A 15,366-nucleotide genomic window follows, 5' to 3' on the forward strand; every position below is an offset into this window, starting at 1 on the left:
GGTATTGTAGTGCCTTAAAAATAGTATTTGAATAAACTTTGACTGATTATTGCAGAACGTAAAAATGCATATATTGTAATGCCAATTTACTTATTAAATGCTACTAATTCCTGATGGAGAAAAGTGAGAAAACAAGAAAGTTCCTGATTGCCACGCATGGCACGTTTGCCGCAGGCGTAAAATCATCGCTTGATATAATTATAGGAGCCACAGATCATGTCTTTTTGATCCAGGCTTACGTTGATGAAGCTGTATCTGTAGAATCCCAAATCAATGAGGTGATGAAGCAAATAGGCGAAAACGATGAACTGGTGGTATTCTGCGATATTTTGGGCGGAAGTATCACCAACCAGGTGCTGCAACATGCGTTAAGATCAAACGTCTATATCGTGTCGGGCTTTAACCTGCCCCTGCTGATAGAAGTGTTAATGGCTGATGCCGAAACACCGGTTGAGGAAGTAATTACTTTGGCCATTGCAAATGCTAGGGAACAAATGACATACGTAAATAAACTAATTACCGCACAACGAGAACACCCGAATGATTAAGCTTACACGAATTGACGACAGATTAGTGCATGGCCAGGTTGCATTTACCTGGACGCCTGCGTTGGGTGTTAATTGCCTTTTGATAGCTAACGATAAAGTGGCTAACGATGAATTTTTAAAGATGACCCTCGGCCTGGCCAAGCCGGCCGGTACCAAGCTTTTGATAAAATCGCTGGCTGATGCTGCCACTTTTTTAAATGACGAGAAAAGCCGGAACATGAAGATCCTGCTGATCATCAACAGCGTAAAGGACGCCTATGCTTTGGTTAACGAAGTTGAAGAGATCAAATCAGTGAACTTTGGAGGATTACGGATGATCGATGGAACCCGGTTAATCTCCAAAGCGGTTGCCGTTAATGATGAAGACGTTATTCTGATAAGAGAACTTTTAAACAAAGGCATCGAGCTTGAACTAAGGCAGGTTCCGACGGATACGAAACAAATGGTGGCCAGCCTGATTTGAGAGGGAGCCAAGAATCCAGAGTCAAGAACCAAGAAGAAAAAAAAGACAATCAAGCTTTTAAAATCTTGATTCCTGGCTCTTGATTCTTGACTCTATACTAATAAAAATAAAAGAACGATAAATGTCAATCTCCTACCTGCTTATTGCGCTTATTGCCATGTTTGGCCATTCCGAGGACTTTTTGGGAACTACGCTGCTGAGCAGGCCGCTGGTGCTCGGGCCGCTGGTTGGTTTGGTGTTGGGTGATCTTTACCAGGGCGTGATCATTGGCGCTACATTGGAGCTGATATTTATGGGTAACATAAAGGTCGGTGCAGCCATTCCGCCCGATGTTATTACCGGCGGCGTATTGGGTACTGCCTTCGCCATTATATCCGGCAAAGGGCCGGCCATCGCGCTGGCTATTGCTGTGCCGGTTTCTATCCTTGCTGAAATGCTCATCAGCAGCCTCTTCGTGTTCAGAGCAGTGATCAATAAAAAATTTAATCAATACGCCGATGCCGGCGATTTCAATGGCATTCAGCGTTTACATATCCTCTCCGGTATTTTGCGGCCTATACTAATGGGTATCATCGTGCTGCTGGCCCTGCTGTTGGGAGGTACGGTTATGAAGGATTTCCTCGACCTGATACCTGCATGGGTACAAACCGGATTACAGGTTGCCGGGAATATGCTGCCCGCGCTTGGCTTTGCATTGCTGATGCACCTGATGTTCAATAAAACAGTAGCGCCGTATTTTTTCCTTGGATTTATGCTGGCTGCTTATTTAAAATTACCGGTTATCGCCATCGGTGGTTTGGGGGTGGTAATTGCTTTGATAGTAACCCAGGTTACGCCAAAAACAGATGATGATAGCGACTTTGATGAAATTAAGGAAGAGGTTACGCCATCGCAAAAGCTGAGCAAAGGCGACATCCGCAATGTTTTTTTACGGTCAATGGCGCTAGAGGCAAACTTCAACTTCGAGACCTGGCAAAACACAGGCTTTGCATTTGCCATTATCCCGGTTTTAAAGAGGCTTTACACCACCAAAGAAGCAATGGCCAAAGCGCTGAAAAGGCATTTGCAATTCTTTAATACAAGTCCGTATGGCTCAACGCTCATTTTAGGCATTACCGCTGCTATGGAAGAGCAAAACAGCAACGACGTGGAATTTGATGCAGAATCTATCAGCTCGGTAAAACTGGGCTTGATGGGGCCGTTGGCCGGGGTGTTCGATTCCCTGTTTTGGGGCACCTTTAAGGTGATCGCCGCAGGGGTTGGTACTTCGCTTGCCATAAAGGGAAATATCATGGGACCAATTTTGTTCCTGCTGATATTTAACGTACCACACCTGGTACTGCGTTATAACCTAACTTTTATCGGATATCGTGCCGGTACTAAATTCCTGCAAAATCTCGCCAAAAATAACGTGATGGACCGGCTGACCAAAGGCGCTTCGATATTAGGCCTGATGGTAGTTGGTGCAATGCCGGCAACCTTAATGTCAATCACCACGCCAATAAGTATCGGGTCTGATAAATCGGAAGTTACTATCCAAAGCGTATTGGACCAGGTAGTACCTGCAATTATCCCTTTGGGCCTAACCTTTTTGGTGTATTATTTTGTTAAGAACGGCGCCAAAACAACGCACCTGCTGCTGGGCTTGCTGGCGCTTGGTTTTATCGGCAGTATGATCCATTTATTTGCTTAAGTAAAGATGAAGGGGATTGGCGTTTCACCGGGAATATCAATTGGCAAGGCTTTTTTATTACAAAAAAAGAAAGCTGCGCTAACCTGTATTTTGCTAACTACGCCCGAAGAAATAGCCGCAGCTGTTGAGCAGTTCGATGACGCAATAACCAATTCGGTTAACGAAATTGAAGCTATTAAAAGCAATACCCTTTCTGACGAAGACCTTGCCATACTCGAAACTCAAATTGAATTACTAAGCGACCCGGAAATACGGGATGGTGTAGTTGAAAAGATTGAGATCGAATATAAAAACCCTAACGATGCTCTTTTAGAAGTTGTAGACGTGTTTGTCCAGCTTTTTGAAAATATGGATGACGAATATATGCGTGCCCGGGCTGTAGATATACGGGATATCGGCAACCGCATCCTGAAAAATCTTAACGGACAAACTTCCGGAAACCAGGTATTTGAACCGGATACCATCATCATAGCGGAAGACTTATCACCATCGGATACCATTACCATGGATGTAAGCCGGGTTACCGGATTTGCCACACAAATGGGCAGCAAAACATCACATGCCGCAATCATTGCCAAATCAAAGGGCATCCCGGCTGTTGTTGGTTGCGGTGCCGATCTGATCAGCATAAAAAACAATGATGTTATTATTTTAGATGGATCACAAGGTTTAGTTTTAATCAATCCAGGCCAGGAATTAATTGATGAGTATACTGCAAAAAGGAATGCCTATCGTCAGCATGCTGAAACGTTAAAAGCATTAAGGGATGAGCCCGCTGTAACAACCGATGGCATGCAGGTAATGTTATCAGCAAATATCTCCGGGGCGGAAGATCTGGAAGACGTTTTTGATAATGGCGGAGAGAGCGTTGGCCTACTCCGTACTGAATTGCTATTCATGAACCGGGACAACTTCCCGACGGAAGATGAGCAATTTGAATTTTATAAAAAAGCGGCGTTGCAAGCAAAAGGGAAACCGGTGATCGTCCGTACTATCGATATTGGGGGCGATAAACAATTGCCTTATTTTAATTTACCTGCCGAACTTAACCCTTTTTTAGGGTACCGCGCGATAAGGATCTGTTTAGATAGGAAGGACCTTTTCATTACCCAGCTTAAAGCCATTTTGCGGGCATCTGTTTTTGGTGATCTGAAGATCATGTTCCCGATGATCTCCAATATCCAGGAGATCAGATCGGCGAAAAGCATTTTGGGTGAGGCAAAGGCAGAGTTGCTTTCGGAAAGTATTTCATTTAATCCCGCTATGAAGGTGGGCATCATGATCGAGATCCCATCAGCTGCCATAACCGCTGATCTGCTGGCCAAGGAGGTTGATTTTTTCAGCATCGGCACCAATGATCTTTGCCAGTATACATTGGCAGTCGACAGGATGAATGAGCAAATCACTCACCTGTATGATCCTTTTAATCCGGGCGTATTAAGGCTCATTAGTTTTGTGATCGAGCAGGGCGAGAAACATGGCATCCACGTAGGCATGTGCGGTGAAATGGCTTCCGATCCACTGGCAACTTTACTGTTGCTGGGAATGGGTTTAAAGGAGTTTTCTATGAGCGCCGCTTCTATTCCGGCGATAAAAAGCATCATCATAAATAACAGCGAGCTAAAGGCAAAACAGATATATAAAAATGTAATGGAGATGGATAGCTCGGAGGATATTTTGGGGTATTTGAAAGGGATAACGGCGGACGAATAAAAAGCTCTTGTCAGTGCGAGAACTAAAATCCGCTGGATTGCGAAGGTGAAATGACAAGAAAGGGATGTCATGCTGAGGCACTCGAAGCATGCGGGCAAAGGCCTCTGCACCATGCTTAGCACGCAGATTGGCCTCTGCGCACATCGCTCTTCGAGTGCCTCAGAGTGACACCCCACCCAAGTTGAAAATAACTTGTCATGGGTAGAAGGAGCGACGAAGCAACCTCGTAGCAATGCATGGTCAACTTGCAAAGTCTATACTTTCATATTCGCTCTGTATAGCTACGAGGTTGCTTCGTTCCTCGCAATGACAGGGTTTGATATTAATATATGAATGAATACAAATGATAACAAACAACTATATCATCCTCGCACCGCAGGGCTTACACGCCCGGCCGGCAACTACATTGATAAGGCTTGCCAAAAGTTTCAAGTCAACCATCAGCCTGCAAAAAGGCGAGAAGACTATTAAGCTCAACAGCATGCTAAACATTTTATCGCTCACCATAAAGGGTGGCGAAACCGTTACCGTTATTATTGATGGTGATGACGAAACCGAAGCATCGACGGCCATCGGACAATTTTTTACGGAACAGCTAAAAGATCTATAATGAAAATAACCATTACCAAAAACGAACAGGAATTTGATACCACCGCAGCCTGGCGCATTATTGCGCAGATGCTGGAAAAACGTACCTCTGTGATCGGCCTCTCAACCGGGCAAACTACCATTGAGATGCACCGCATTGTGTCGGATATTTTCAAGCAATACCCGTTTGATGTTTCGGATATCACGCTGTTTAATGTGGATGAGCTTACCAACCTTTCGCGCGAATATGCCGGGAGTTGTTACACCATGATCTTGAACCAGATCGCCGGTCCGCTTGGCATCTCCGATGAAAATTTTATTATGCCGCCAACCTTGTCTGATGATTTTGAGGCGGAAAGCGTCCTGTTTGAAAAACGCCTCGCCGAACGCGGTGGTGCTGACCTGCAGATGCTGGGCATCGGCAGCAATGGCCACATAGGCATTAACCAGCCCGGTACGCCTTTCGAAAGCGAAACGTGGGTATCGCCAATGGATCCCGACTTCGAGGCCCGTGTACGCCGCGAAACACAGGTGCCACCCGAAACTGTTTTAGGCGGATTAACCCGTGGGGTAAAAAACATTATGCACACCCGCAAATTGATCCTGATAGCCAAGGGTTCTCATAAGGCGGATATTATCGAACAGGCAATCCTCGGCCCGGTAAGTATTGATATCCCGGCCTCGGTGGTGCAGTTGCACCCAAATTGCGAAATCTTGCTGGATGCTGATGCAGGTGCAAAAATTGCAGCGTATGCTAAGAAAAGGAATTATAACAGGTAGGCTAAAAATAGTTTTCTTCAAAAAATGTCATTGCGAGCGCAGCGTGGCAACCTCGTCGGTATATATGGCGCTAATGCATAGCGAATACGCACGGCGACGAGATTGCTTCGTCGTTCCTCCTCGCAATGACATTTTTTGTATTAAATTAAAATAGGCCCAATTGCCCTTTGTCGTCAATCTCTATGTCATCGGGATTGGTGATTTCAAAATCAATCTTTTTCGGTGGTGTTTCAACCGGTTTAGGAGACGATTCAGCCAGTGGCTCTGGTATCTCAACCGGTGGTTCCGGTTTAATTTCTACCGGCTTTTCAGGAGCAGTCGCTGGCGCTTCTGCTTCAGGCTTTTTAACTTCAGCCTCCGGCATTTCTTCTACCTCAGCTACATCAATTTCATCATCTATGCTATCTGCTTCATCAGCGATCACTTCCTCTGGTTCTATATTATTTTCAGCAATCAGCTCAACAGATTTCACCGGGCTTTGCGACAAACGGTTACCCATTGCCTTCATCCCCTTAACGTCAATAACTGTTGAAAGATCAACCTCAGATGTTTCCGGCGTTTGTTCTTTGCCCTTCAATATCGTCATACTGATAACCGGCTGATCCGCACCCGAGATCATCACCAATTTTGACCCAGCCTCATCGCTAATGATGCTGACCTGCTTACCAATCACAAGGCTATCGAACACAAACCGTTTCACCATGTAGTTTTTCGATTTGCCATCGATATGGATAACTGAATAAACTTTGGCGGGATCGTATTTCTCGATCACGATCATCTTATCGTCAAAGTGATTGTTCAGGTCAAAGCTGGTCAGTTCATAAACGCCGTTGCTCATCACGGTCAGGATCTTATCGTCGCCATCAAATTCCCCAAGGTACTTACCGCGACCGTCGGCATTCAGTCGTTTTAAAATATCATCATACCAGATCTTTCGTCCTGCAAGCGTTGATACACCCTTACTTTTCAGGATGATCTTTTTAACCGGGTATTTGGTGATGATGTTACCCATGGAACCACGGCCTTTTATCGCAAGCGCAGCAAAGTCCTCGTCAAACTGAAGCTTCTTCAGCTTGCTGTGCGGCTTTAATTGTACGTTAACAATTTCTGCCTCGCCATTCGGGTTGGCGCTGAAGTATAATACACGGGTGCCTTTTGTGCCTTTGGTTAAATCGTATTCCTTATCGCGGGTAACGCCTACAACCGAGAAACGCTTGATATAGCTTACCCCGCTTTGCCCGTCCTTGTAGATCATGTTATAAACGGTGCGTTCGTCGTTCTTTTTAAATACAGCTACATGGATAATTTCCTTACCCACAAAAACCTTATCCTGAACCTTGGTGATCAAACAACGGCCATCCTCGCGGAACACGATGATCTCGTCTATATCCGAGCAGTCGGTTACAAATTCATCCTTCTTTAGTCCCGTACCGATAAACCCATCCACACGGTTAACATATAATTTCGCGTTAGCTAATGCTACTTGCGCCGCTTCTACCTTATCAAATGTGCGCAGCTCAGTTTTACGGCCGCGATCCTTTCCATATTTATCCTTCAGTTTCTGGAACCAGGCAATGGTATAATCGGTAAGGTGTTTAAGGTGATGTTTTACTTCCTTTATTTCGGCTTCAAGTCCTTTGATCTGCTCATCCGTTTTCTTTACGTCGAAACGGGTGATGCTGCTCATTGGCTTGTCGATCAGCTTCTTATAATCTTCCGGTAATATCGCGCGATAAAACATCGGGAAAAACGGCTCGAATAAGCGGTTCAACACCTCGAGCACCATTTCAAAATTGCTGGATGTTTCATAGTCAGGATGCTTGTACATCCCTTCCTGGATAAAGATCTTAAGAAGTGAGCTAAAGAAGATCTTTTCCATCAATTCCTTCAGCCTGATCTCCAGCTCCATTTTAAGCAGCTGGCGGGTGTAATGCGTACTCTCGGTCAGCATGTCGTTCACGCTCATAAAGCGCGGCTTATCGTGCTGAATTACGCAGGTATTTGGCGAGATGGAAACTTCACAATCAGTAAAGGCATACAAGGCATCGATGGTAACATCAGGCGAGATTCCCGGCGCTAAATGCACCACGATCTCTACGCTGCTGGATGTGTTATCCTCAATTTTTTTGATCTTGATCTTACCCTTTTCATTGGCTGCAACAATGCTTTCCATTAAGCCGCCGGTAGTTGTGCTGAACGGAATTTCAGTTATAGCCAGCGTCTTTTTATCGCGCTCCACGATCTTTGCACGGATGCGCACCTTACCACCACGCTGACCATCATTGTACAACGTAGCATCAGCCATTCCGCCTGTCGGGAAGTCCGGCATCAGGTTGGGCAGGTTGCCCTTCAATACTTCTATCGAAGCATCTATTAGCTCGATAAAATTATGCGGCAAAATCTTGGTAGCCAAACCCACGGCAATACCGTCGGCACCCTGTGCAAGCAGCAAAGGGAATTTAACAGGTAACGTGATCGGTTCGCGGTTACGGCCGTCATAACTGGCCTGCCAATCGGTGGTATCAGGGTTAAAAACAACTTCGAGTGCAAATTTTGAAAGACGGGCCTCAATATAACGCGGCGCAGCGGCCGAGTCGCCGGTTACCGGGTCGCCCCAGTTTCCCTGGCAATCAATTAACAGGTTTTTCTGGCCTATCTGTACCATGGCATCCCCAATGGAAGCGTCACCATGCGGGTGGTACTTCATGGTGTTACCAATAACGTTGGCAGCCTTGTTGAAACGCCCGTCGTCCATCTCCTTTAGGGAGTGCAAAATACGGCGCTGAACAGGCTTTAAACCATCATTTATATGCGGAACGGCACGGTCCAGGATCACATAGGACGCATAATCCAGGAACCAGTTTTCGTACAGCCCGTCGAGTGAGGTAATGTTGTGTAATTTTTCGTCGTTATTAGCAGGTATCTCGTCGTTGCTTAAATCTTCACTCATTATTAGCTGAAAAATTTTGGATGGGTAAAGATATAGATTATGTGCAGATGTGCGGATTTTGAGGCAGCTGATTTTTTAACACATTACTAACTTTCAACATTCTTATCCCATGGTTATTTTTAACGCAGAGATACGGAGGAGGCGCAGAGGGCACTGAGTCTTTGCGTGATGAAATTTAAGTTTTAATTACCCGTCGGATACCGTCTTTTAGCATCAAGACATTAAAGTTTATTAACAACCCCAATTTGCACCCTGAAACTTTTAAATAGGTTAACACTTGTGCCAAATGAATATCAGCTAAACTTTCAACTGCTTTAATCTCTACTATCAGTTTATTCTCAACCACAATATCCAGCCTATACCCGCAGTCCATTCTAATTTCTTCATAAACCAATGGTAACGGCTTTTCTTTTTCTACATATAAGCCCTTTTTATATAACTCATAAAATAAACATTCTTTATAAGCAGATTCCAGCAGCCCGGGTCCCAGCGCTTTGTGAACGGTTATTGACGCACCCATAACCTCGGTTGCTAAATCGTTTTCAATTTGCATTTTATTTATTGTGATTTTTGGTTTGCGATGAATAAAGATAGGAGAATTTATATTTATGAAAATATTTGATAGCGTTTTTTTAACACAGAGACACAAAGAACTTCACAGAGGACACTGGTTTAAAAACACTAATATCTCTCGTTTTATCTCAAACAATCAATCTCTGTTATCTCCGTGCCTCCTCCGTATCTCTGTGTTAAAAAACAAACAAGCTATTTTTCCCAGTCTGCCCCTCTTACATCTCTTTCTTCCATCAATTTATCATCAGGCACAACAATTTCTTTTTAGTTGGATGTTAGCGAAGAATTATCCGTCTTATATTGGCCACGTGCCTCCATTACCTATTTACGGCATTCAAAACATTCGTTACCTTTATAAAATTTCAAATCATGACAGTCGCCTTAGCCAAGCCCACCAGGAATATCATAATTATATCAACCATTGCATTACTGATATTTTTTGGAGGAATGCTGATGCTTCATCTTGTCCCGATAGCAGTGAAGGATAAGATTGCCGATGGGCTGCTGGCTGATTTTGTAATCACATTCCCGGCGCTTTATTATTTTATAATCATCCGCCCGCTAAAAATATCACCTAAAAAATTAATGCTGGTTATAAGCTTATGTTGCGGAGTAGCTTACCTTGTATTGCCGCAACATCAGCGGGACTATATTTTACAAGTACGCAAGCTAACCGCCGTGGCCGAACTGGCTTTTATAATTTACGCCATAACTAAATTCAACAAGCTAAACAACGCCTACAAAGCTCATCGGGCAGTTTTTGCCGACCCGATCTATAACTTACGCAGCGCAATGGCGGATGTTATCGGTGAATCATTGGGAGTGAAAGTGGTAGCATCTGAATTAGCCGTATTAAGATATGGCCTGTTGTTTTGGAAAAAGGAAAAATCTGCGTTCGTGGGCGGCGACACAATTAGTACACACAAAGAGTTTGGCTACGTTCCGTTGTGGTGCATATTTATATTCGCCATGATAGTTGAGATTGTGGCCTTTCATTTTCTATTGAGAAAATGGAGCAATACAGCCGCTGTCATAGTAACTGTACTGTCTCTTTATACACTTATTTTATTTATTGCCGATTTGTCTGCAATTCTTAAACGAAAAGTATTGATCAATAACGACCAACTGGTATTGCGCACAGGATTACGCTGGAGAACTATTACCACTATCGGCAATATAAATTCGGTAGAAAAAATAGGCTACGACTATCATTCAACTGAAAGCTATCTTAAAGGCGGTATTACCAAAAACAGTGGCAATATGCTTATTAAATTTAAGGAGCCGGTATTGGTTGATAAACTTTACGGTGCAAGCAAAGAATTCAGCACCATTTTGATGAATGTGGATGATGTTGAGTTGTTTAAAAAGTTAACGGACCAAAGCCACTGCTAATATTAACTTTCCCTTTCCTTCTTCATCTCCCGCATCATTTTCCCATAGTCCCACTGGCGCAGCATGGCATTAACGGTATTTATGATGCGTTTAGCCCGGGTTTCATTTGTTTTGGCTCCTTCTATCCATTTAATGTAGTAGTCGCGGTGTGATTTCGGCAGCTTATTAAAAAACGCAAAGGCTTCCGGTTCAAAATCAAAACACTCTTTAAGGTCATCCGGAATTTCAACTTTATAATCCAGGTCCTCTTCCAGGCTCACTTGTAACATTGCGCCGCTGTTCTTATGTAATGCCTTCCTTATTTCTGCCTTAAGCGGGATAATAAACTCGCCCTCTCCCATCGGCAGCAATGCCACACCTTTTATTGGGAAATTATCAAATGAGCCCTTAACCCTGAACGATTTTTTACAGCCAGGTTTCAATTGTTGAGCAATATCTACAGGTACCACAATGTATCGCCAGCCGGTTTTTTCGCCTTGTTCCCCAAATTGAAGAATAATAGTGTTGTACGATACCATAGTGCTTTAAAAGATCTTTAATGATAAGCCTTTAAGCCGCGAGTCCGGATAACAAAAACCGCCTTTTTAATGCCCACATTAACAAAAATAAGCCAAATTGTTAAATGTTTGTTAAAACTAATTTGTGTTGTAACTAATCAAATAGTTGCGCTGTCTTATATTCAAATACGAAAACAAAAATAAATCACAACAATATGAAAACTTTAAAATCAATCGTACTCGGCTTAGCCCTACTGGTGGTATGCGGCGCAGCAAAAGCAAATAATATCAACGACGACAAATCAAACGTAAACTACGCGATCAATACGTTTGTTGACGCCATGACCCGTGGCAAAGTAGCCGGACTTAACGATGTTTTAGATAAGTCGGCTGAGTTCAGCATGCTGCGTGGCAAAACTGTACTTAGCTACGGAAAAAAGGAAATGCTTGAATTTTTAAACAGCAATAAAAACATCGAGCAAGCCTGCACTACAAGCACATCAATTGTTGAAAGCACTGCCAACGTAACCATTGTAAAGGTTGCCATGAAATATGACAATTTTGTGCGCAATAACTATGTAACCATTGCAAATACCGGCAACGGCTGGAAAATTACCAATGTGTACAGCGTTTTTAGATAAGAAAATTTTTAGGTTTAGTTAAATAGTTTGTTAGAAAAAGGCTCCGTGGTGGGAGCCTTTTTTATTTGATGTGACTCATCCGAAGTTTCTCAACTAATCTCTGGTCTCTAGTTAACTAATCTCTACCTCACATACGGCTCCAGTACCTCCTGCCACCTATCATACCCTTTGCTGTTAAGGTGCAACAAGTCTGATTCAAATAAGGAAGAATCGGAAACTGCTGTATTCCGTTTCAATATTGTTGTACTCACATCAATAAAAGTGCTATTCGGTTTATTGGCGAGGTAATTTTTTATCAGCTTGTTGGCAATTTCAACCTCACCAAAAAACTTTGCCCGGCTTGGGCTTGGCTTAACTGACATAAAATATACGGTTGTATTAGGCAGCTTTTTGTTGATCATTTCCCAAAGCTTCTCAAATTCCTCAAATACAAACTTGCCTGTTTTACCTGCGGCGATATCGTTCTCGCCTGCATAAATAAAAATCTTTCGTGGCTGATATGGGAACAAAATGTATGGCGTGTAATAATTCACTATCTGCCAAAGTTCACAACCACCAACACCACGCCTGATAATTGGTTCGTTAGGAAAGCGTTTTTCAAGGTCGGTCCATTTGCGGATAGAAGAACTGCCGATAAACAGAATTCCATTTTTAGGCGGGAAATTCAGGCTATCTTGGTGTTTGAATGCCCGGATCTCGTTATCAAACGGAAACCCGGTTTGCGCATGCAATTGGGTGCTTAGGGCGATGCCTAAAAAGAGTAATAATATTTTTGCTTTCATAATCGGTAACCCGAACCTAAACAATTTACCACACTTTCGCCGGTTGATCACACATCTGTTACTTTGCCTCAACGTTTAACCTGTTTTCAAAAAACAGGAATGGCAAAAAACTTTCAACGCCGTTCATTACCCAAACCGGGCCGTTATTACAGAATAAGATAATTTCTACCGGCTTGTTTTGCTTTTTTTCATATTCGGCCAAAACCTGCAGGCATGAGCCGCATGAGGTAACAGGCTGCAAAAGTTCAAATTCGTCGGTACTCGCGGTTACGGCCATTGCTTCGATGGGATCGTCGGAATGATTGGCGCCCCAATTAAATAAGGCGACCCGCTCGGCACAGAGACCGGATGGATAGGCAACATTCTCCTGGTTGCTGCCATATATTATTTTTCCGCTTTGTAACCTCAACGCCGCGCCTACCCTGAATTTTGAATATGGCGAGTGAGATCCAGCCATTGCCTTTACCGCTTCGTGGCAAAGCGCCTGGTCGGTTTGGTTAAGTTCGGTAAGGGAATTGTACTCTTTAAAGTTTATTTTTATTTCGTGATCTGTCATTTTTTGATCCCTGAAAAAACAAGGGGATACAATATACGACACGATTTCGGGATTTAAAGAATTTTCATGATTAATTTTATTGGATTTAAGCTTTGACAACTTTTAAAAAGTTGTCAAAGCTACCTGTGCTGATACGATCCTGCTATCCTAAAAATCCAAAGAATCTTAGTTTAAACAGCAACCGGCAATTCAATGCTATCAACATCCTCCGCAACCAGCGGGTTAATGCTTTCATCATCCTTTTCAACTCTTAGGTTGTTGATGATATGCATCTGGCGGGCAGGTGTATTTTTACCCATAAAATATTCAAGCAGGGCCTTTATATTGGCATCCTTCAATATAACAGGATCAAGGCGGATATCCTTGCCTATAAATAAACCGAACTCATCAGGCGAGATCTCGCCCAAACCTTTAAACCGGGTTATTTCTGGCTTGACACCTAATTTGGCAATGGCATTGCGGCGTTCCTCGTCGCTGTAACAATAAATAGTTTCCTTTTTATTACGCACACGGAACAACGGGGTTTGCAATATGAACACATGCCCGGCCTTTACCAGGTCGGGGAAGAATTGCAGGAAAAAAGTCATTAGCAACAGGCGAATGTGCATCCCGTCCACATCAGCATCGGTGGCTATCACAATGTTATTGTAGCGGAGATCATCCAGCCCATCCTCAATATTCAGCGCATGCTGCAATAAGTTGAATTCTTCGTTTTCATAGACCACTTTTTTGGTTAGGCCGAAACAGTTAAGCGGCTTACCTTTCAAGCTGAACACGGCCTGCGTCATTACGTCACGCGATTTGGTGATCGATCCGCTGGCCGAATCACCTTCTGTGATAAAGAGCGTAGTTTCCTGCTTACGTTCATGGGGTTCGTCAAAATGAGCCTTGCAATCGCGCAGCTTGCGGTTATGCAGCGATGCCTTCTTAGCACGCTCGTTGGCTAATTTTTTAATGCCGGCGATATCCTTACGCTCCCGTTCTGACTGCATGATGCGTTTCAGCAAAGCATCTGCGGTTGACGGGTTTTTATGGAGGTAATTATCGAGCTCCCGTTTTATAAAATCCCCAATAAAAGCCCGCACTGATGGCCCTTCCGGACCAATATTTTGCGAGCCCAGCTTTGTTTTTGTCTGCGATTCAAATACAGGCTCCTGCACCTTAATGGCAACAGCAGCAACAATTGATGCGCGGATGTCCGACGCGTCAAATTCCTTTTTATAAAACTCGCGAATGGTTTTTACCACGGCTTCACGAAAAGCGGCCTGGTGTGTTCCGCCTTGCGTGGTGTTTTGGCCGTTAACAAACGAATAATACTCCTCGCCGTATTGCTGGCCGTGGGTCATCGCTATTTCAATATCCTCCCCTTTCAGGTGAATGATCGGATAGCGCAGTGTTTCAACGTCGGTGTTTTTTGTAAGCAGATCGTAGAGGCCACGTTCCGAAAAATATTTTTGGTTATTAAAGTTTATGGTAAGGCCCGAGTTCAGGAACACATAGTTCCAGATCATGCTGTCGACAAATTCCGGGATAAAACGGTAATGCCTGAAAATGGTATCATCAGGCAAGAAGTTTATCGCAGTGCCATTACGCTGTGATGTTTCCTTTTCAGGCTCATCCCGCACCAGTTCACCCTTTGCAAATTCAGCCAGCTTTGTACGTCCATCGCGGTATGATTGTACGATGAACGAGTTTGAAAGCGCGTTAACTGCTTTTGTACCTACCCCGTTTAAACCTACCGATTTTTGGAATGCCTTACTGTCGTACTTACCGCCGGTATTTATCTTGGATACGCAATCGATCACCTTTCCTAATGGAATACCACGACCATAATCACGCACAGAAACCTTATGATCACTCATTGTGATCTCTATCGTCCTGCCGGCACCCATTACAAACTCATCTATCGAGTTGTCAACGATCTCCTTCAGCAAAACGTACACACCATCGTCATAAGCCGAGCCGTCACCAAGCTTACCAATATACATCCCGGGCCGTAAGCGGATATGCTCTTTCCAATCCAGCGAACGGATACTATCATCACTATAATTTACAGCTTCAGCCATTTAAATTTTGTACAATTAAATTAAGGGAAAAGGGTGAACAGTTTGTCGCAAAACATAACATGTCCGTATGGCAAAAATAACACTTCGCCGCAGAAGTTATCAGGGGAATGTTTTAACTTATCAA

14 protein-coding genes are annotated in these 15,366 nt (G+C 43.7%); 8 read left to right on the top strand and 6 right to left on the bottom strand.

Features of this window, described 5'->3' with window-relative positions:
• Window positions 1-113 precede the first annotated feature (113 nt).
• From KXD93_RS14850 to KXD93_RS14875, 6 genes are all read left to right on the top strand, one after another.
• A complete protein-coding gene (locus KXD93_RS14850) occupies window positions 114-548 on the top strand; it encodes a PTS sugar transporter subunit IIA (protein ID WP_258137950.1) in 435 nt (144 codons plus the stop codon).
• Entirely contained in the window at window positions 541-1,011 is a 471-nt protein-coding gene (locus KXD93_RS14855) for a PTS sugar transporter subunit IIB (RefSeq protein ID WP_258137951.1), read from the top strand. The genes KXD93_RS14850 and KXD93_RS14855 overlap by 8 nt, the downstream gene beginning before the upstream one ends.
• 121 nt (window positions 1,012-1,132) lie before the next feature.
• Complete coding sequence (locus KXD93_RS14860) at window positions 1,133-2,704, top strand: PTS system mannose/fructose/sorbose family transporter subunit IID (RefSeq protein WP_258137952.1); 1,572 nt, start codon at window positions 1,133-1,135, stop codon at window positions 2,702-2,704.
• 6 nt (window positions 2,705-2,710) lie between these two features.
• A complete protein-coding gene (ptsP, locus tag KXD93_RS14865; protein WP_258137954.1) occupies window positions 2,711-4,417 on the top strand; it encodes a phosphoenolpyruvate--protein phosphotransferase in 1,707 nt (568 codons plus the stop codon).
• A gap of 343 nt (window positions 4,418-4,760) precedes the next feature.
• On the top strand, window positions 4,761-5,027 hold the full coding sequence (locus KXD93_RS14870) for an HPr family phosphocarrier protein (protein WP_258137955.1): 267 nt from the start codon (window positions 4,761-4,763) through the stop codon (window positions 5,025-5,027).
• On the top strand, window positions 5,027-5,785 hold the full coding sequence (locus KXD93_RS14875) for a 6-phosphogluconolactonase (protein ID WP_258137956.1): 759 nt from the start codon (window positions 5,027-5,029) through the stop codon (window positions 5,783-5,785). Before KXD93_RS14870 ends, KXD93_RS14875 begins: the two co-directional genes overlap by 1 nt.
• A 145-nt stretch (window positions 5,786-5,930) precedes the next feature.
• Here the strand turns inward: KXD93_RS14875 and KXD93_RS14880 are convergent, their stop codons facing one another.
• Both KXD93_RS14880 and KXD93_RS14885 read right to left on the bottom strand, forming a co-directional pair.
• Window positions 5,931-8,735: a DNA gyrase/topoisomerase IV subunit A gene (locus KXD93_RS14880; protein ID WP_258137957.1), complete on the bottom strand. Its 2,805-nt coding sequence runs from the start codon at window positions 8,733-8,735 to the stop codon at window positions 5,931-5,933.
• A gap of 175 nt (window positions 8,736-8,910) precedes the next feature.
• Window positions 8,911-9,288 (bottom strand): GxxExxY protein, encoded by a 378-nt coding sequence (locus KXD93_RS14885; protein ID WP_258137958.1) that lies wholly within the window; start codon window positions 9,286-9,288, stop codon window positions 8,911-8,913.
• 389 nt (window positions 9,289-9,677) lie between these two features.
• Here KXD93_RS14885 and KXD93_RS14890 point away from each other — a divergent pair, with 389 nt between their 5' ends.
• Window positions 9,678-10,700: a hypothetical protein gene (locus KXD93_RS14890; RefSeq protein ID WP_258137959.1), complete on the top strand. Its 1,023-nt coding sequence runs from the start codon at window positions 9,678-9,680 to the stop codon at window positions 10,698-10,700.
• A gap of 2 nt (window positions 10,701-10,702) precedes the next feature.
• Here the strand turns inward: KXD93_RS14890 and KXD93_RS14895 are convergent, their stop codons facing one another.
• On the bottom strand, window positions 10,703-11,218 hold the full coding sequence (locus KXD93_RS14895) for a YdeI/OmpD-associated family protein (protein ID WP_258137961.1): 516 nt from the start codon (window positions 11,216-11,218) through the stop codon (window positions 10,703-10,705).
• A 194-nt stretch (window positions 11,219-11,412) separates the two neighbouring features.
• Here KXD93_RS14895 and KXD93_RS14900 point away from each other — a divergent pair, with 194 nt between their 5' ends.
• The gene (locus KXD93_RS14900; RefSeq protein ID WP_258137963.1) at window positions 11,413-11,838 is read left to right on the top strand and encodes a nuclear transport factor 2 family protein; all 426 of its coding nucleotides are present in this window, start codon (window positions 11,413-11,415) and stop codon (window positions 11,836-11,838) included.
• A gap of 122 nt (window positions 11,839-11,960) precedes the next feature.
• Here KXD93_RS14900 and KXD93_RS14905 read toward each other — a convergent pair whose 3' ends face one another.
• The 3 genes from KXD93_RS14905 to KXD93_RS14915 form a co-directional block, all read right to left on the bottom strand.
• Window positions 11,961-12,620 (bottom strand): GDSL-type esterase/lipase family protein, encoded by a 660-nt coding sequence (locus KXD93_RS14905; protein ID WP_258137964.1) that lies wholly within the window; start codon window positions 12,618-12,620, stop codon window positions 11,961-11,963.
• A gap of 58 nt (window positions 12,621-12,678) precedes the next feature.
• Window positions 12,679-13,176, bottom strand: a complete 498-nt coding sequence (locus KXD93_RS14910) for a cytidine deaminase (RefSeq protein ID WP_258137965.1) — start codon at window positions 13,174-13,176, stop codon at window positions 12,679-12,681.
• Between the two features lie 170 nt (window positions 13,177-13,346).
• Entirely contained in the window at window positions 13,347-15,242 is a 1,896-nt protein-coding gene (locus KXD93_RS14915) for a DNA topoisomerase IV subunit B (protein WP_258137966.1), read from the bottom strand.
• Window positions 15,243-15,366: the final 124 nt, after the last annotated feature.

The sequence above is a fragment of the Mucilaginibacter phenanthrenivorans genome, assembly GCF_024721155.1.
GTDB lineage: Bacteria > Bacteroidota > Bacteroidia > Sphingobacteriales > Sphingobacteriaceae > Mucilaginibacter > Mucilaginibacter phenanthrenivorans.

Coding starts and splice junctions, on each gene's coding strand:
- KXD93_RS14850 (WP_258137950.1), top strand. CDS start 114: ATGGAGAAAAGTGAGAAAACAAGAAAGTTCCTGATTGCCACGCATGGC.
- KXD93_RS14855 (WP_258137951.1), top strand. CDS start 541: ATGATTAAGCTTACACGAATTGACGACAGATTAGTGCATGGCCAGGTT.
- KXD93_RS14860 (WP_258137952.1), top strand. CDS start 1,133: ATGTCAATCTCCTACCTGCTTATTGCGCTTATTGCCATGTTTGGCCAT.
- ptsP (WP_258137954.1), top strand. CDS start 2,711: ATGAAGGGGATTGGCGTTTCACCGGGAATATCAATTGGCAAGGCTTTT.
- KXD93_RS14870 (WP_258137955.1), top strand. CDS start 4,761: ATGATAACAAACAACTATATCATCCTCGCACCGCAGGGCTTACACGCC.
- KXD93_RS14875 (WP_258137956.1), top strand. CDS start 5,027: ATGAAAATAACCATTACCAAAAACGAACAGGAATTTGATACCACCGCA.
- KXD93_RS14880 (WP_258137957.1), bottom strand. CDS start 8,735: ATGAGTGAAGATTTAAGCAACGACGAGATACCTGCTAATAACGACGAA.
- KXD93_RS14885 (WP_258137958.1), bottom strand. CDS start 9,288: ATGCAAATTGAAAACGATTTAGCAACCGAGGTTATGGGTGCGTCAATA.
- KXD93_RS14890 (WP_258137959.1), top strand. CDS start 9,678: ATGACAGTCGCCTTAGCCAAGCCCACCAGGAATATCATAATTATATCA.
- KXD93_RS14895 (WP_258137961.1), bottom strand. CDS start 11,218: ATGGTATCGTACAACACTATTATTCTTCAATTTGGGGAACAAGGCGAA.
- KXD93_RS14900 (WP_258137963.1), top strand. CDS start 11,413: ATGAAAACTTTAAAATCAATCGTACTCGGCTTAGCCCTACTGGTGGTA.
- KXD93_RS14905 (WP_258137964.1), bottom strand. CDS start 12,620: ATGAAAGCAAAAATATTATTACTCTTTTTAGGCATCGCCCTAAGCACC.
- KXD93_RS14910 (WP_258137965.1), bottom strand. CDS start 13,176: ATGACAGATCACGAAATAAAAATAAACTTTAAAGAGTACAATTCCCTT.
- KXD93_RS14915 (WP_258137966.1), bottom strand. CDS start 15,242: ATGGCTGAAGCTGTAAATTATAGTGATGATAGTATCCGTTCGCTGGAT.